This window comes from Buchnera aphidicola (Kaburagia rhusicola ensigallis), assembly GCA_039830025.1.
Taxonomy (GTDB): Bacteria; Pseudomonadota; Gammaproteobacteria; order Enterobacterales; family Enterobacteriaceae; genus Buchnera_B; species Buchnera_B aphidicola_AW.
Genome location: CP140040.1, coordinates 183782 through 202874, shown reverse-complemented (window position 1 = coordinate 202874; position 19093 = coordinate 183782). Strand labels below are relative to the sequence as shown.

General features: G+C 26.8%; 15 protein-coding genes, 1 other RNA gene and 1 pseudogene. 9 read left to right on the top strand and 8 right to left on the bottom strand.

Annotated features, from left to right (window positions below):
• Positions 1-28: 28 nt before the first annotated feature.
• Positions 29-613, bottom strand: a complete 585-nt coding sequence (gene pth / locus U0T55_00880; protein ID XBC42973.1) for an aminoacyl-tRNA hydrolase — start codon at positions 611-613, stop codon at positions 29-31.
• A 144-nt stretch (positions 614-757) separates the two neighbouring features.
• Positions 758-1369: a Fe-Mn family superoxide dismutase gene (locus U0T55_00875; protein ID XBC42972.1), complete on the bottom strand. Its 612-nt coding sequence runs from the start codon at positions 1367-1369 to the stop codon at positions 758-760.
• 218 nt (positions 1370-1587) lie between these two features.
• Between U0T55_00875 and rnt the strand changes: the two genes are divergently transcribed.
• Entirely contained in the window at positions 1588-2229 is a 642-nt protein-coding gene (gene rnt / locus U0T55_00870; GenBank protein XBC42971.1) for a ribonuclease T, read from the top strand.
• 76 nt (positions 2230-2305) lie between these two features.
• On the opposite strand, the gene grxD is transcribed toward rnt, so the two are convergent.
• On the bottom strand, positions 2306-2653 hold the full coding sequence (gene grxD, locus U0T55_00865; GenBank protein XBC42970.1) for a Grx4 family monothiol glutaredoxin: 348 nt from the start codon (positions 2651-2653) through the stop codon (positions 2306-2308).
• A gap of 124 nt (positions 2654-2777) precedes the next feature.
• Here grxD and ssrA point away from each other — a divergent pair.
• Positions 2778-3133, top strand: a transfer-messenger RNA (tmRNA) gene (ssrA, locus tag U0T55_00860).
• A gap of 171 nt (positions 3134-3304) precedes the next feature.
• Here ssrA and nadK read toward each other — a convergent pair.
• Positions 3305-4174, bottom strand: coding sequence for an NAD(+) kinase (gene nadK, locus U0T55_00855; GenBank protein XBC42969.1), 870 nt, complete (start codon positions 4172-4174; stop codon positions 3305-3307).
• A gap of 123 nt (positions 4175-4297) precedes the next feature.
• Here nadK and grpE point away from each other — a divergent pair, with 123 nt between their 5' ends.
• Positions 4298-4867 carry a nucleotide exchange factor GrpE gene (grpE, locus tag U0T55_00850; protein ID XBC42968.1) on the top strand — a complete coding sequence of 190 codons (570 nt, stop codon included), beginning with the start codon at positions 4298-4300 and terminating at the stop codon, positions 4865-4867.
• An 86-nt stretch (positions 4868-4953) separates the two neighbouring features.
• Here the strand turns inward: grpE and ung are convergent.
• A pseudogene (gene ung / locus U0T55_00845) lies at positions 4954-5621 on the bottom strand (uracil-DNA glycosylase).
• 219 nt (positions 5622-5840) lie between these two features.
• Between ung and U0T55_00840 the strand changes: the two are divergent.
• On the top strand, positions 5841-6440 hold the full coding sequence (locus U0T55_00840) for a peroxiredoxin C (GenBank protein XBC42967.1): 600 nt from the start codon (positions 5841-5843) through the stop codon (positions 6438-6440).
• Between the two features lie 129 nt (positions 6441-6569).
• Here U0T55_00840 and U0T55_00835 read toward each other — a convergent pair whose 3' ends face one another.
• Positions 6570-7298 (bottom strand): DUF2076 family protein, encoded by a 729-nt coding sequence (locus U0T55_00835; protein XBC42966.1) that lies wholly within the window; start codon positions 7296-7298, stop codon positions 6570-6572.
• A 627-nt stretch (positions 7299-7925) separates the two neighbouring features.
• Between U0T55_00835 and gyrA the strand changes: the two genes are divergently transcribed.
• The 4 genes from gyrA to yfaE all read left to right on the top strand — a co-directional run bounded on the left by gyrA (position 7926) and on the right by yfaE (position 14512).
• The gene (gyrA, locus tag U0T55_00830; protein XBC42965.1) at positions 7926-10451 is read left to right on the top strand and encodes a DNA topoisomerase (ATP-hydrolyzing) subunit A; all 2526 of its coding nucleotides are present in this window, start codon (positions 7926-7928) and stop codon (positions 10449-10451) included.
• A 317-nt stretch (positions 10452-10768) separates the two neighbouring features.
• Complete coding sequence (gene nrdA / locus U0T55_00825) at positions 10769-13054, top strand: class 1a ribonucleoside-diphosphate reductase subunit alpha (GenBank protein ID XBC42964.1); 2286 nt, start codon at positions 10769-10771, stop codon at positions 13052-13054.
• 60 nt (positions 13055-13114) lie between these two features.
• Entirely contained in the window at positions 13115-14245 is a 1131-nt protein-coding gene (gene nrdB, locus U0T55_00820; GenBank protein XBC42963.1) for a class Ia ribonucleoside-diphosphate reductase subunit beta, read from the top strand.
• Positions 14246-14512: a class I ribonucleotide reductase maintenance protein YfaE gene (gene yfaE, locus U0T55_00815; protein XBC42962.1), complete on the top strand. Its 267-nt coding sequence runs from the start codon at positions 14246-14248 to the stop codon at positions 14510-14512. It abuts the gene before it with no gap.
• Between the two features lie 46 nt (positions 14513-14558).
• Here the strand turns inward: yfaE and pta are convergent, their stop codons facing one another.
• Complete coding sequence (gene pta / locus U0T55_00810; GenBank protein ID XBC42961.1) at positions 14559-16694, bottom strand: phosphate acetyltransferase; 2136 nt, start codon at positions 16692-16694, stop codon at positions 14559-14561.
• A gap of 67 nt (positions 16695-16761) precedes the next feature.
• Complete coding sequence (locus U0T55_00805; protein XBC42960.1) at positions 16762-17967, bottom strand: acetate kinase; 1206 nt, start codon at positions 17965-17967, stop codon at positions 16762-16764.
• A gap of 214 nt (positions 17968-18181) precedes the next feature.
• Between U0T55_00805 and nadE the strand changes: the two genes are divergently transcribed.
• Positions 18182-19021, top strand: a complete 840-nt coding sequence (gene nadE, locus U0T55_00800) for an ammonia-dependent NAD(+) synthetase (protein ID XBC42959.1) — start codon at positions 18182-18184, stop codon at positions 19019-19021.
• Positions 19022-19093 lie beyond the last annotated feature (72 nt).

Sequence of the window (19093 nt, the reverse complement as noted above, 5' to 3'; positions counted from 1 at the left end):
TATGCTTTAAATATTTAAAATAATTTGTTTAACATTTATGTTTTAATATCTCTTGTACTATTTTTACATTTTTCTCTTGTATTAACAAATTAGTAACATATATTGCATTAAATATAGACTTTTCAATTAAACATTTTTCTTCTAATGTTGGCCGAGACAGCACAAAATCAGCTACTGATCTGGATCTTTCAGGACGACCAATTCCAATTTGCATTCTTAAAAAATTATTTTTTTTTGCCCATACGCTAATAATATTTCTTATTCCATTATGCCCATTATGCCCGCAACCCAACTTTAATTTAATACATCCAGGATTTAAATCTAATTCATCATGAATAATCAAAATTTCATCTAATGCGATTCGATAGAACTTAGAAATAATAAAAATAGATTTTCCACTTAAATTCATAAACACGTTTGGTATAAATAAACGCACTTTAAAATTGACATAAAAAAAAGACCCAGTATATCCCAAAAACTTCTTATTTTCTTTTAAAGTTTGATTGTGATAACGAGCTAGAGTCTGAATAAACCAAGAACCCACATTATGTCTAGTTTTATCATATGCGACGATTGGATTGGCTAATCCAACTATCAATTTAATATTTGTCAAATTTATCTCATGATACTACAATTAGAAAACGATTTAATAAAATAATTTTGATTATATTGGAAAATTTATACTCACAAATATTAATATGTGAAAACGTTTATATCACGGTTATATGAAAATTTTTTTTAAAAAATTAAGCGCTAATTATCTATTAAATCTCTTACTCGCTTCATCCCAATTTATTACGTTCCAAAAAGCGCGTATATAATCCATACGTCTATTTTGATATTTTAGATAATAAGCATGTTCCCAAATATCTAAACATAAAATAGGAAATCCTGATACTCCCGATATATTTTGTCCCATTAATGGATTATTTTGATTAACAGTAGTAACAATAGATAATTTCTCATTGTTTTTTACTAACCAAACCCAACCAGAACCAAAATGATTTATAGCTATTCTTTCAAATTCTTCTTTAAAATTAGTTATAGAACCAAAATTATCTTTAATAGCAATCTTTAAATCACCTTCTAAAACTGTTCCAAGTTTTAAAATAGTCCAAAATAAGCTATGATTTGCATGTCCGCCTGCATTATTTTGTAACTTTATTTTATTACTAACGTCTATAATATCTAATTGAGAAATTAAAATATCAATAGATAAATTTATGAAATTACTATTATATAGTATATCATTTGTATTATTAACATATGCTTGATGATGTTTAATATGATGAATTCTCATCGTTTTTTCATCTAAATACGGTTCCAAACTATTATAAGCATAAGACAAAGCAGGTAAAGTATATTTCATTTTTATAATCCTACAAACCTTAATATATATTATTTGACTACAGTTACATCTTAAAAACTTATGACGTTATTGCGAAAAAATATAATTCTATATCAATCATATAGCATTAAAATTATAAATTATATTATCTAATAATTTTCACAAAAACGCTCTTAAATTGATATTGTACAGTAAACAAGAAAAGAATTAAATACATTTTAATATAAACTGGACAGCTAATGTACAAAATTAAACAACAATGTTTTTTAAATAAACGTTTTCGAACTTTTTATCCTGTAATAATAGATATTGAAACTTCTGGGTTTAACTCAAAAACTAATGCGTTATTAGAAATTGCCGCTATTACATTAAAAATGAATTCATCAGGGTTTATAAAACAAGAGAACTTTTTACATTATCATATCAAGCCTTTTATAGGATCAATAATTGATCCTAATGCCATTGCATTCAATAAAATTGATCCATTCAATCCATTACGAAATGCTATTAATGAGTGTAAAGCATTAAATTCTATGTTTCAATTAATTAATGCAGGAATTAAAAAAAATAAATGCAAAAAAGGAATTATTGTCGCTCACAATGCGATATTTGATTATAGCTTTCTCATGGCTGCTATTGAAAGAAATAACATACAAAATAATCCGTTCCATTTATTTTCCGTTTTCGATACAGCTACATTAAGTGGTTTAGCTGTAGGACAAACGGTCTTAGCCAAAGCATGTAAAGCTATTGGATTAAAATTTGACAATAATCAAGCACATTCGGCTATATACGATGCAAAAAAAACGGCTAATCTTTTTTGTGAAATAGTTAATCGTTGGAAAAAATTGGGTGGATGGCCACCCAATAATGAACAATAACATATATTTTCTTTAAAAGTACTAAATTATTATTTAATTATTTCTCATATAAACATTGTTAAAAATTTCAAAAAAACTAAACTTTAGATATATTATTAGGCACTGCAATGTTATCAAAAGCCTTTGCGACTAAATTTTGTAATTTACCAGTTTCAAACAATTCTAAAATAATATTGCAACCCCCTACAAGGTTTCCATTGATCCATAATTGCGGAAAAGTTGGCCAATTAGCATACTTTGGCAACTCAGTTCGAATATCTGGATATTCAAGAATATCAACATATGCAAATTTTTTACCGCATGATAGCAATGCTTGAACAGCTTGAGCAGAAAAACCACAACTAGGTGAATCAGGTGATCCTTTCATATAAATTAATACAGGATTCTTTTTAATTTGATCTTTAATTATATTAATAGTGCTCATATTAACTTTTCCTACATAACTTTTAAAATTATTATTAAAATTGTATAATTTATAAATTATACATAAAATTCTTATACAATTTATTACTAGATTATAATTGTTTTTTATTATACAATTAATAAAAGGGGCTGATTTTGGATTCGACAAAATTATTGAAAACTAAAGTGCATGCCGAGGAACGGTTTGCCTCGATAAAAGCCGTAAAATATAGTAGCAAAAAATAACAACTACGCTTTAGCAGCTTAATAAGTTAAACTAAAGCTTCCTAATTCTTTTTTCTCTTAGAAAGAGAACAGGATCAAAAAATAAGAGATCGCGCATTAAAATTATACTTATAAATTTTAGTCGTTAAAAATATAATAAGAAAAAATTTATAATGTGTCTATACGTTTATAGATTGATTAAATATAATAGACTAAGCATGTAGTACTGAAGTCGTAAAGATTTTGGACGCGGGTTCGAATCCCGCCAGCTCCATAAATACTAAAATATCTTATCTTAAATACGCAAATTAATATTATTCGATCAAAAAGTTAATAATACACATTAAAACTTTTATGTATATGTTTACTACACAAAATATCATGTTCTTCTAAAAAATAATGTTATAATTCACACTAAAAAATATTTGATATATTGCATTAATTACTATTATCTAGACCAATGTAACTTAGAACTTAAGGTTTCGAAATAACTGTAGTTTTTAGGATGTATTAAAAATAAAAAATCATTACTTTTTTGAATCAAAACAATGTCATGTTCTTCTACTGATAATACTATTTGACTATCACAACTAATTCTTAATTCTGATACAGTTTCCATAAATTTTAGACAAACTGTACTAGTGCTATTTATTACTAAAGGACGAGAAGACAAAGTATGAGGAAACATAGGTACTAATACAATTGCATCTAATGAAGCAGCTAAAATAGGGCCTCCAGCTGACAATGAATACCCAGTAGATCCTGTAGGAGTTGAAATAATTAAACCATCAGAACGTTGAGAGAAAGCTAAGTCATTATTAATATATACTTCAAAATTTATCATACGAGCTACGTGTTCAGCATGTAATACTATCTCATTTATAGCTTTACTTATCGAAAACAATCCATTTTTTTTAATAATTTTCACTTCTAATAAAAAACGACGTTCTTGAATATATTCTCCGGACAATACGCATAACAACTGCTTTAATGCAGTGTTAGGATTCAAATCAGTTAAAAAACCCAAATTTCCTCTATTAATACCAATAATTTTTATCTTATAAGCAGACAATATACGAGCTGCATGCAACATGTTTCCGTCTCCGCCTACCACTATTACTAAATCGCACTGTTTACCAATATTAGGTAATGAATCTGCATCTATTCCTTCTAAACCTAATTTACTAGCTACTTTATCTTCAACAATAACATTGTATTCTTTTTTTTTTAACCAATTATACAACATTTTGTGTGTAGAAAACGCACTAAAATGACGAGGATAACCTACTATTCCAATACAATAAAAAAATTGTTTCACGAAATTGGTTCCTTTATAATGCAATTATAAATTATTATTTAATACATAATATTGAATAATTTATTATGATTCTCCATACTTAATAAATATGGAATCTTTCAAACAAATGTAGAGAAAAATTTTATGAACAATAAAAATAAAGATTTAGATTTTATAAAAAATAATAATATAGATGTCAAAAAAAAAGAAGCTAATGAAAATAGAAATAATACTATTGAAGATGAAAATGAATTGAACCAAAAAATACTTAAAATTAAAAAAAACATCATAAATATTAAATTACGAGAACAAGCTGAAATCGAAAATATAAAAAAAAATACTTACAATAAGATAAAAGAAATAAAAAAAATGCAATTTCAATATTTTTGCATTAATTTTATTCCAATATTAGATAATTTAAAAAATATAAAAAACACTGCATATAAACTTAATATTAAACATAATAAAATAATAGAAGGAATCACATTAACACTGAAATTACTATTAGATACAATTCAAAAATTTGATTTAACTATAGAAAATCAAAAACACATAAAATTTAATGCATTATTGCATCAAACCGAATCCAACGAAAAATTAGATGATATTCATACTTATTATGTTTCATCAGTTATTAAAGACGGTTATATATGTCAAGGAGAGATAATACGAAAAGCCACAGTAAAAATACACAAAGAGAAAAATAATATTTAAAATAAAGATATCAAAATAAAAACATTATATTTTTTAAAAATACATGATATATAACATCATATTATAAATACATAACATAATATCAGTCATATAAACCAATTAATTGGAGTTTTATTCTGTTTTTTTAATAAAACATTTGTCTTTGAAAAATGGCGGCATCCAAAAAAACCGTGATAAGATGATAACGGTGATGGATGCGATGCCAACAAAATATGATGTTTACGAATGCAAATATGCTCCATTTTTTTTTTAGCATATGATCCCCATAACAAAAAAATAACTCCTGTGTGATAATCGCTAATAATTTTTATCACTTTATTAGTAAAATTTTCCCATCCTAATTTAAAATGAGAACCAGGTTTGTTCGATTCTACTGTTAAAACAGAATTTAATAAAAATACACCTTGACGAGCCCAATTTTTGAGACATCCGTTTTGAAATAAAAAATTTTTACCTATATCGTTAACTAATTCTTTGTGTATATTAACTAAAGAGGGGGGGATTTTAACGTGTTTTCGCACGGAAAACGCTAATCCATGCGCTTGACCTTTTCTAAAATACGGATCTTGACCAATAATAACTACTTTTATATTAGAAAAATTTGTTAATGCAAAAGCATTAAATACCTCATGTTTAGGAGGATATACTATTTTAGTTTTTCTAATGTTAGCAAGATTTTTAATGATACTAACAAAATATAATTTTTTTTTTCTTCTTTTAATACATCTTTCCAATTCATGATACAATTACTCATAAAAATATCAAAACTTAAATTTTAAAAATACCATTACCATAATAACATTATGCACTGTATTTCTATATTATACTATTTCATTTATCTAAAAATATTCAAAATAAAATACAAAACTAAAACATTAAAAACTGTTTACAAAAATTTTTTACAAAATACAATATTTTAAAATGAAATACCTTATACTTAAAAAAAGTATACCAATCAATCAAGGAAATAAACATGTTAATAACACAACAAGCTCCCGATTTTACTGCACCTGCTATTTTAAATAACAATGATATTGTAGATTACTTTAATTTTAAAAACCATATTAATGGAAAAACCACAGTGCTATTTTTTTGGCCAATGGATTTTACATTTGTATGTCCTTCAGAGATTATAGCATTTGACAAGTCTCTTCCTGAATTTACAAAAAGAGATACAGAAGTTATAGGAGTATCTATTGATTCAATATATGTACATAAAGCTTGGCGTCAAACTAGTCTAAATCAGGGCGGTATCGGGCAAATAAAATATATAATAATATCTGATATAAAAAGAGAAATACAAAAATTATATAATGTTGAACATCCAACATTAGGTGTTGCACTAAGAGCATCTTTTCTCATTGATAAACAAGGAATAATTCGCCATCAAGTAATAAATGATTTACCATTCGGAAGAAACATTTCAGATATGATAAGAATGATAGATGCACTAAATTTTAACGAAACATATGGAGAAGTTTGTCCAGCTAATTGGATACCGGGAAGTCACGGAATGAAACCTACTTCAGACGGAGTGAAACAGTATTTAAAAAATACATATAGCGAAAAATAAAATAATAAAATATTAAATAATTCCTATTAATAAATTAACATTATTATTTACATGAACCAGCAGAAAAATAAGTTCATTGCTGGTTTTATGCATTTTTTATAAAACATTTACAACATGAATATAAGACATTTAAATAAAATTGTCGTCTTCAAAATTGTCATAATCATTATCATCATGAACATCGCAATTCAACGGATGACATTCTTCAACATGATTGTCTGAATTTGTTCTATCATAGTTAATATATTGATTATGCGTAGGATCATTATCTACAGAGTTAGATTCTACATGCGAAGAATCAACGTTATGAACCGAATTTATTACCTCTTCTTCAGATTTTTTATTCTGAAAAAGATTCGTTAACATATTTGCCATCACTACACCACCAGCTACTCCTGTAGCAGTTTGAAGCGCTCCACTAAAAAATCCTCCTGTGTTATTAACAGCTCCTATTTGAGATAAAGCGCCAGAACGAGTTTGTGACGGAAAAGAACTAGCATTAGAATCAAAAGCTCTATTATGTAATGGATTAATAGAACTATTAGAATATGTTTCTGAAACACTTTGATTTTTTTTTGTCCCAAATAAATTTGATAAAAAACCAACAGATATGTTTTTTTTATCCTTTTTATCTTTAAGAACGCTATTTTCTAGTTCAGAAATTTTATCATTCAATTTCTTTATCGCTGTTTCTTGAACCAATATGGTTTGTGCCATATAGTAAGGAGAATTTGGATATTTTTCTAATAAATTTTTAATTAACTCTTCAGCAATATTATCTCGATTAGAAGATTGAATTTCAGTTTGATGTAATCGAAAAAACAAATCTTCTATTAATTTTTTTTCATCAGTACTCATATTATCCTCGTGATATTACATTATAAAATAACATTATTTTCATAATTTAATACAAAACTATTAAATATTAAAAACTATAAACATAAACATAAAACTCCAAAATACTTACATACAATAACATTAAAAATATTTAAAAAACTAACTTTTAAAATATAAATATACTTCACTTACTAAGATTTTTATTTTTATAAATTTACTCGTATTTAGCTTACAATATCATACAACAAAAAATTTTACTTCTGATGTCAATTCTATCACTAAACAAGAGAATACATCATATGATATCGTAAAACAATATTTTATATCAGTTTCAATCCGTATTTAAAACGATTTTTTTAAAAAAACATATAAAAGTGATATTTATATAAAAATGATACTAATCACCATAAAAAATATAATGTATATTCTATATATTACGCATCATAAATTGTAAGTTTTCTAGATCATTATTTATCCTTTGAATATTATTATATTACTCAAATTCCTCAATAACCAAAGAATAAAAATAATATTTTTTCAAATCCTTAGCAATTTGATTGTCTTTATAAAATAATATTTTTTATTAATCAAATTTTCTATTGTGATAACATTACTATCCTAAACATCATTAAAAAGATAAATATAACTATGAAAAAAATTGCAAAAGAAATTATAAAAATCAACATTGAAGACGAACTTAAAAGTTCTTATTTAGATTATGCTATGTCAGTAATTATTGGACGTGCTTTACCAGATGTAAGAGACGGATTAAAACCTGTTCATAGAAGAATATTATTTGCAATGAATGCATTAAGCAATAATTGGAATAAACTATACAAAAAGTCAGCTAGAATAGTAGGTGATGTTATTGGAAAATACCACCCGCATGGAGATACTGCTGTATATGATGCTATAGTTCGTATGGCCCAATCTTTTTCATTGCGATATACACTTATTGATGGACAAGGTAATTTTGGATCAATAGATGGGGATTCTGCAGCAGCAATGAGATACACTGAAATTAGGATGTCTAAAATTGCATATGAATTGTTAAGCGATTTAGACAAAGAAACAGTAAAATTTTTCCCTAATTACGATGGAACAGAAAAAATTCCTGAAGTGCTACCTACAAAAATACCTAATTTACTTATTAATGGTTCATCTGGCATTGCAGTTGGTATGGCTACTAATATTCCTCCGCATAACATCATAGAAATAATAAATGGTTGTCTTGCTTTTATAGATAATAATCAAATTACTTTGCAAGAACTCATGAAACATATTCCGGGACCTGATTTTCCTACCGCAGGCATAATTAATGGATGCACAGGTATTACAGAAGCATATCAAACAGGAAGAGGTAAAATTCATATCAGAGCAAAAAGTAAAATAGAAATTCAAGAAAAAACAAAAAAAGAATCCCTAATTATTTTTGAATTACCATATCAAGTAAATAAATCACGCGTAATTGAAAAAATTGCTGAACTAGTGAAAGACAAAAGAATTGAAGGTATTAGTGGTTTACGCGATGAATCAGATAAAGAAGGAATGAGAATCGTTATCGATACAAAAAAAGAGGCAAAACCAGAAATTATCCTTAATCAATTATACATTTTAACTCAATTACAAGTTTCTTTTGGTATTAATATGGTTGCATTATCTAACGGGCAGCCAAAAATAATGTCGTTAAAAGATATTTTAAACGAGTTTATATCTCATCGCAAAAAAATAATAACTAAACGTAGTTTATTTGAATTAAAAAACATTAAAAATAAAATACACGTTATTGAAGGATTAATTATCTCTTTAGAAAATATTGATATAATTATTGCATTAATTAAAAACGCAAAATCATTATCAGAAGCAAAAAAACTATTACTTTCAAAAAATTGGTACTCAAAACGTTTCCAAAAAACCAATGTACTAAATAATACTTTAAAAGAATACTCAACGAAAACTCAATACAATAAAGACAAAACTTTATTTTTTACTCCAATTCAAGTAAATGCAGTACTAGAACTACGCCTTCAAAAACTCACTAATTTGGAATCTTCTAAACTTATCGCAGAACATAAAAAATTTAAGGAATCCTCTATAATATTAGAAAATATCTTAAAAGATACTCAAACACTCACTAACGTTATGAAAGAAGAACTAATAAATATTAAACAACGTTTTGGAGATAAAAGAAGAACTCAAATCATTACAAATTATGAAGACATCAATATTTCCGATATGATAAATCGAGAAGATGTAGTGGTTACTCTATCGCATTCAGGATATGTAAAATATCAACCATTATCTACTTATGAAGCACAAAAAAGAGGAGGAAAAGGAAAATCAGCAGCAAAAACAAAAGAAGAAGATTTTATAGAAAATTTACTTGTAGCTAATACGCATGACACAATACTATGTTTTTCTAGCCGAGGAATAATATATTGGATGAAAGTTTATCAACTACCAGAAGCTAGTAGAAATGCTCGCGGACGTCCAATAGTTAATCTTCTACCTCTTAGTACTAAAGAAAGAATAACAGCTATATTACCTATTTCAAAATATAAAGATAGCATAAATATTTTTATGGCTACCGCCCAGGGAATGGTTAAAAAAACCAATCTATGTGAGTTCAAACGACCAAGAACTGCTGGAATAATTGCTATTAAATTAAAAGAAGATGACGAATTAATTGGCGTATCTCTTACAAACGGAAAAGACAAAATAATGTTATTTACTGCAGCAGGAAAAGCTGTCCACTTTTCTGAAAAATTAGTTAGAACCATGGGAAGAAATGCTTCTGGCATGAAAGGAATAGCAATAAAAAAACAAGACAAAGTAGTATCTTTAGTAGTACCAAGAGGAATTGGAAACATATTGATTGTTACTGAACACGGATACGGAAAACGGACTGAAATTAGTGAATTTCCAATGAAATCTAGAGCTACTCGAGGAACTATTGCAATAAAAATAACTAAAAAAAATGGAATAATGATTGGAGCTATGCAAGTAGTAGAAAACGATCAAATCATGATTATAACTAATGCTGGAACATTAGTCAGAACAAGAATATCAGAAATTGGAATTCTTGGAAGAAATACACAAGGTGTTATTTTAATTAGAACATCAGAAAAAGAAAAAGTGGTAGCTGTGCAAAAAGCAAATGAATCATTTTTATAAACCATAATACAAATCATGATATAAGTTAACAAGATATTCGTTAATATTAATTTAAAAACATACATTTGAAAAAATATTTTTTAAAAAAAATAAAAAATATTAGTTTTATAATATGAAATGTTTACTTTATTTAAAAAAATACAAATTTATATTCAAAAATAAACCGAGAAATTGAATGTATATTAGTTATTTTTCAAAATTGTATTTCTTTTTGAAAATTATTTATAATAGTAAAATTAAAACTTGCAAAAAATAACCAAAACATATCGAATTCAAAATCATTAACATAATTACGTTTCAAAATAGGAAAAAATAAAATGAATCCAATACTACTAGTCACAAAAAGAGATGGACAAAAAGAACTAATTAATTTAGATAAAATTCATAGAGTATTAAATTGGGCAGCAAAAGATTTAAACAATATTTCTGTATCTCAAGTAGCGCTAAAATCTAGAATACAATTCTATAATTTTATAAAAACTACTACTATACATGAAACTATTATAAAATCTGCAGCAGATCTCATTTCTGAAAATTCACCTGATTACCAATATATGGCTGCCAGATTAGCTATATTTCATCTTCGAAAACAAGCTTTTGGTCAATTTACACCTCCTGATTTATATACGTATATAAAAAATATGGTAAAATTAGGAAAATACGACAGACATTTATTAAAAGATTACTCTGAAACCGAATATATACAAATGAATTCCTTTATCAAACATTGGCGTGATATGAATTTTTCTTATGCGGCAGTAAAACAATTAGAAGGAAAATATTTAATACAAAATAGAGTAACTAAAAAAATTTACGAAAGTGCTCAATTTTTATATGTTGTAATATCAGCATGTTTATTTCATAAATATCCAAAAGAAAATAGAATGCAATATATAAAAAAATTTTATAATGCAATTTCTACTTTTAAAATTTCCTTACCAACTCCTATCATGGCGGGATTAAGAACTCCTACGCGACAATTTAGTTCTTGCGTTTTAATTGAATGCGCTGATAGTTTAAACTCTATTAATGCTACTGCTAGCGCAATTGTGAAATACGTATCTCAACGCGCAGGAATTGGAATTAACGCAGGTCAAATTAGAGCCTTGGGAAGCCCTATTAGAGGAGGGGATGCATTTCATACTGGATGTATTCCTTTTTACAAACATTTTCAGAGCGCGGTCAAATCATGTTCACAAGGTGGCGTTAGAGGTGGTGCGGCCACTATATTTTATCCAATCTGGCATCTCGAAGTAGAAAGTTTATTAGTATTAAAAAATAACAGAGGAATAGAAGAAAATCGAGTTCGCCATATGGATTATGGAATACAAATCAACAAATTGATGTATCAACGCATGATATCAGGAAAATACATTACGTTGTTTAGTCCATCAGATGTTCCAAGACTATATGATTCTTTTTTTTCTGATCAAAAACAATTCGAAAAATTATATGTTAAATATGAAAATAACAAAAAAATTAGAAAAAAGAAAATAAAAGCCACTAATTTATTTTCTCTCATTATGCAAGAAAGGACATCTACCGGAAGAATTTACATACAAAATGTTGATCACTGTAACACACACAGCGCTTTCAATCCAAAACTTGCACCTATTAGGCAATCCAACTTATGTTTGGAAATAACACTACCAACTAATCCATTAAATGATATCCATGATCCCAACGGAGAAATTGCGCTATGTACTTTATCTGCCATTAATTTAGGTTCTCTCAAAAATCTTGAAGATTTATCTGAACTCTCACACTTGATAGTGAGAGCATTAGATTCAGTATTAGATTATCAAAATTATCCAATCATAGGAGCCAAAAAATCAGCATTGTCCAGAAGATCGCTAGGCATTGGAGTAATTAATTTTGCATACTATTTAGCCAAAAACAAAGTACGATATTCAGATGGAAGCGCAAACTCTCTAACTCATCGAACATTTGAAGCTATACAATATTATTTATTAAATGCATCATGCGAATTAGCAAAAGAAAAAGGAGTATGCACTGGATTTAATCAAACAACATATTGTCAGGGTATTTTACCTATAGACACTTATAAAAAAGACGTAGATAAAATTTGCAACGAACCATTACATTTAGACTGGGAATTTCTAAGAAAAAAAATTAAAAAATATGGATTACGCAATTCTACAGTATCAGCATTAATGCCTTCAGAAACATCTTCTCAAATTTCGAATGCTACTAATGGTATAGAACCACCTAGAGGGTTTATTAGCATCAAAGCATCAAAAGATGGTATGCTTCGACAAGTAGTACCTGAGTATAAAAAGCTAAAATCACATTATGAACTACTGTGGAACATTCCTAATAACACTGGATATTTACAATTAGCTGGTATCATGCAAAAATTCGTAGATCAAGCTATTTCTACTAATACTAATTATGATCCTAGATCATTTTCTAATGGGAAAATACCTATGAAACAATTAATAATAGATTTATTAACAGCTTATAAGTTAGGTTTAAAAACGCTATATTACCAAAACACTAAAGATGATGCTAAAGATAATCAAATCGAAATTCCAATTTTCATAAATAATGACAATTGTGAAAATGGAGCTTGCAAAATATAAATTAATAGCTTTACTTTCATTTAAGACACAATATATTTATTACTTATATAGGACAATCACATGACATACACTACTTTTTCTAAAAATAAAAATAACCAACTTTTTGAACCTATGTTTTTTGGACAACCAGTTAACATATCGAGATATGATCAACAAAAATATGAAATTTTCGAAAAACTCATAGAAAAACAACTATCTTTTTTTTGGAGACCAGAAGAGGTAGATTTATCGCGAGATGCAATTGATTTTCAGAATCTTCCAGATCACGAAAAACATATTTTTATTAGTAACTTAAAATACCAAACACTATTAGATTCAATTCAAGGGAGAAGTCCAAACGTTGCTTTTTTACCAATTGTTTCACTTCCTGAATTAGAAACATGGATAGAAACATGGTCATTTTCGGAAACTATTCATTCTAGATCATATACTCACATTATAAGAAATATAGTTAATACTCCTTCTGTAATCTTTGACGATATAGTTAATAATAAAAATATAGTAAATAGAGCTCAAGACATTGCTAAATATTATGACAATCTTATAAAAATGACTAGTTATTGGCACTTATTAGGAGAAGGAACACACATAATTAACGGAAAAAGCATATCCATTAATCTACGCGAGATTAAAAAACTGTTGTACCTTTGTTTAATCAGCGTAAATGCATTAGAAGCTATTCGATTCTATGTAAGTTTTGCTTGTTCTTTCGCTTTTGCGGAAAGAGAAATAATGGAAGGAAACGCAAAAATAATTAGATTAATTGCTAGAGACGAAGCACTGCACCTTACTGGAACCCAACATATTTTAAATATATTAAAAAATGATAATAATCATGAAGAAATGTCTAAAATTACTCAAGAATGTCATAAAGAATGCTGCAATTTGTTTATTTCAGTATCAGAGCAAGAAAAATCATGGGTAGAATATTTATTCCAAGATGGTTCTATGCTTGGATTAAATAAAGAAATTTTATCGCAATACATTGAATACATTACTAACATCCGCATGCATGCTATCGGACTACCTATGCCTTTTGAAATTACCTCTAATCCTATTCCATGGATAAATGCTTGGTTAATTTCAGATAATGTTCAAGTAGCACCTCAAGAAATTTCTGTAAGTTCTTACCTAATAGGACAAATTGATTCTGATATTCATGATACTGAATTTAATAAGTTTAAATTATAAATGTCTTATTCAACTATTGAAATTTATAATAAACAACATATTATCTATTATCAATTCAAAAAAATTCCATTACGCCTTGTATTAAAGCAACACAATATACATATAGAATATCAATGTAAACAAGGATATTGCGGTGTATGTAGAATTAAACTACTAAAAGGTAATATATATTACACAAATGAAATGCGTCCCCTAGCTTCATACAACACAGGAGACATTTTCCCATGTTGTTGTATAGCAACAGGAAATATTATAATTAAAATTTAAAATAAAATACCATTTCATTGCAATGTTATACTATTAACTGTCAAAACTATTTAGATTGCACAGCTGTAATAGCAATAGTATATACTATATCTTGTACTGAAGCTCCTCGAGATAAATCATTAACTGGTTTTTCAATACCTTGTAATATTGGACCAATAGAAATAATGTTAGTAGATCTCTGAACTGCTTTGTATGTAATATTACCTGAATTAAGATCAGGAAATATAAAGACCGTTGCATCACCATCAACAGAAGAATTGGGACATTTTAATTTTGATATTATGCTATCTACTGCTGCATCATATTGAATGGGGCCATCTATGATAAGATTAGGACATTTTTTTCGTACTATAGCAGTTGCTTCTCTTACCTTATCAACTTTTATACCACTACTAGATATTCCTGTAGAATAAGATAACATTGCGATTTTTGGAAATATTCCAAAAGATATAGCAGTATTAGCAGACTGAATTGCAATTTCTGCTAACTGATTAGAATTAGGATTTGGATTAATAGCACAATCTGCATACAACAAAACACGATCTTGTAACAACATAAAAAACACAGACGATACTAAAGAACAATTCTTGGATGTTTTAATTAATTGTAGAGCAGGAAGAATTGTATTAGTCGTGGTGTTTACAGATCCTGAAACTAATCCATCTACTTTACTAGATTCTAATATTAAAGTAGATAAAACAGAATTATCTTTAAGCATTTTTTTTGCATATGTAGTAGTAATTTTATACTTTTTACGTAATTGTATAAAACGTTCTATATAATTATTTCTTATTAATTCTGGGTTTAAAATCTCTATGTTTGATTCTAATCTAATATTATTGAGTTTAGCAATATTTCTAATTTCATTTTGATTGCCTAATAGAACACATTGTGCAATATTCTTACTTGCGCAAATAGAAGCAGCCTGAATAATGCGCAGCTCACTTCCTTCAGGAAGGAGAATTCTTTTTTTATTTTTTTTAGCTAACTTCCGTAAATTATAAATAAATACTGACGAACACATCGGATATTGGGGATCATGCTTATCACTTAAATAAGCTATAAAATTATTATCAATATGTAAAGAAACATGATTTTTCACTATGTTAAACTTGTTATTGTTTTTTATAGATACTTTGCAATTAAACTCTCTTAATAACAAAATTGTTTTTAACATGCTTGTCTTAACTAACAAAATTGGAATACGTGTTACTTTAATAAAAGAGCATGATTCCACCAAACGCATATAAAATTCATTACTATCTGTTAGCAATATAGAAAACATGAGATTATTGCTATTTACAATAGTGCATATTGTTTCTAAATTATAAAAATGATCTGATGACAGTAACAAAATAGTATGAGATAAAAATTGATTATTATATTTAAGAAAATCACTATTTTTATATACAATAACAGATTTAATATACAAAGAACTTATCTTGTTTTTATTTATAACATACGCTTGAAGATAAAATGATATCTCTTCTAAATTAGGTTCTATCAATTTTGAATTCCATGGAATACAACCTAATATCGGTATATTGCAACACTTGGATAATATACTCTTATCAAGAACGTTAAACCTTTTTCGCTTTAACGTAAGATCAAATATATTAAAATAACTCATAAAATTTCCAGATGAGTCAAACTGTATCATTTTAAATTCATTAATTATAATACCTTTGATGTGTATATATTGTTTCTCCATAAAATTTCTTTTAATCACGCTCATAACATTGTTAATTTCAACTATACTGTTATTGCGTATAGTACATACGAAAATAACTTCTGCATTAGTAATGCGTGAAATTTCGTAATTTATTTCATTAGAAAGTAAAGTAAATGATCTTAAACATATTCCTTCTAATAATAAAACATCATTACATTTTACTTTAGAATGCATTTCTAACAAAATATTTTCTATAATGGTTTGTTTTTTGTGTTTTATTAAAAAATGATGTATATGATTTATTTTAATAGGTTTAAGACATACGACAGAACTCATTTTTTCTACAATACTTGTAGTATGATCAACACAACAATGATCATGTGTACTATAAAAAACTGGTTTAAAAAACTTGACATGAAAGTTATTATCTTGTATTTTTTGAATTAATCCTATACTAATAGTAGTTAATCCAACATTAATTCCTATAGGAATTAACATTACAGTACGCATTGAAATTTACTCCAAAAATAACTGCTATTTGTAAAAAAATTATTTTCTGAAAAATAATTATATTACATTAATTACTAATTAATGATACCGCTTCTTTTGCTATTACTAGTTCTTCATTAGTCGGTATTACTAATATAGATACACTATCTTTAGCACTAATTAACCCCTTTTTACCAAACTTAATTAACATATTTGATTCTTTATTAATTTTACAATTTAACAAAGATAAATAAGAAACAGTAATAGTTCTAATTAAACAAGAATTTTCTCCAATTCCACCAGTAAAAATAAGAGCATCTAATCTTCCTTCCATTAATGAAGAATAAGAGCTAATGTATTTAGATAAACGGTGACAAAATACGTCAATAGATAACTTTGCTTTACTATTACAAGAATATTTATCCTCTAAATCACGCAAATCACTGCTAAGTTCACTTAATCCTAATAATCCTGATTTTTTAATCAAAATATTTTCAATGTCTTTCATATTCATCTTTAATTTATTATACATAAAAAAAATAATTGCAGGATCTATATCTCCACTTCTAGTACCCATAACTAAGCCTTCTAATGGTGTTAAACCCATTGAAGTATCTACACAAATGCCATTTCGAATAGCCGCTACTGATGCACCATTTCCTAAATGACAAGTAATAATATTCAACTTCGGTACTGGAATTTTTAAAAATTCAGAAGCACCATGCATGACATAAGAATGACTAATACCATGGGCTCCATATCTTCTAATACCATATTTTTTATAAAAAGCATAAGGAATAGCATACAAATAAGATGTTTTTGGTATCGTACTATGAAATGCTGTATCAAATACAGCTATATTTTTTTTTTTTAGATGAGGAAAACAAACTGATGCAGCTTGAATGCCTAATAAATTGATAGGATTATGCAACGGAGCGAAAAAAGAAGCATTTCTAATATGTCGTATTATTTTTTCAGTTATTATTTCTGACTTTTTCAGATTTGATCCACCATGAACTACACGATGTCCTATACATGAAATGTAATCATACATTTTTAAATCTTGTTTTAGGATATTACATACAATAAAACGAATGATATCTAAATAGCTTATTGATTTTTTAAATTTTTTATTGTATTTTTCAGATTCTATTACCCATGAAATGCTTATTTCAGAAAAACCTAAAAAATCAACTAGTCCTGACAATACTATTTTATTTTTTACCGAATTTATAACAGCGAATTTTATAGATGAACTACCACAATTTAAAGTAAAAACTAACGGATTACACATAATAGTATTCCAAATTTATGAGATACATTGTTGTTTTATTTTTGAAAAATATGTTCTACAAAATTCATTATAAAACAAACATTTAAAATTAAAAATTTTAAATACTAACTAATATTTTCTACAAATATATTAAAATATCGTTATTAATAATTACATTTATGATTTAAAATATTATCTATATAATATAAATTGACTTGTTTATAAGAAATGAATTATGAGTTTACAAAAAAAAATTATCGATATTTTAGGTGTAAAATCTAATATTAATCCTAAATTTGAAATTCACAGAATAATTAATTTTATTAAAGAATACATACTACATCATGATAACATTGAAACATTAATATTAGGCATTAGCGGTGGACAAGACTCAACACTAACTGGAAAATTATGTCAACTAGCTATAAAAAAACTTAATACTATTTCTCATTGTAAAGCTTATAAGCTTATTTTATTATGCTTACCCTACGGAAAGCAAATAGATTCAAACGATTGCCAAGATGCAATAAACTTTATTAGACCTCAAATAACGTTGAACATCAATATAAAAAAATCTGTGTTAAACACTGAAAAAGCGCTACAAAAATCAGGAGTACATGTATCTAATAATATGAAAGAAAATAACAAAGCTAGAGAAAGAATGAAAATACAATATAACATTGCTAGTGCATATAAAGGTATCGTTGTTGGAACTGATCACGCTTCTGAAGCAATTACTGGATTTTTTACAAAATATGGAGATGGAGGAACAGATATTAATCCTATTGCTGAATTAAATAAAAAACAAGGAAAATTGCTGTTACAAGAGCTAAAATGCCCACCTCATCTTTATCTCAAACAACCTAGAGCAAATTTAGAAGATATGCATCCATACAAAACTGATGAAGAAATTTTAGGTGTGACTTATTTAGATATTGATTCTTATTTAGAAGGTAAGAAAATTAATAAAAAAAGTCAATTAGCAATTGAAAAATATTTTATCAATACTGCGCATAAACGTCAAATGCCAATAACACCTCAAACATGGTTAAAAAATATTACAAATCTCGCATGACTTTTATAATGATTAAAAACAAAAAAACTAAAACAATACTAATACTTTAAAAAATGGAATCTATCTTATTAA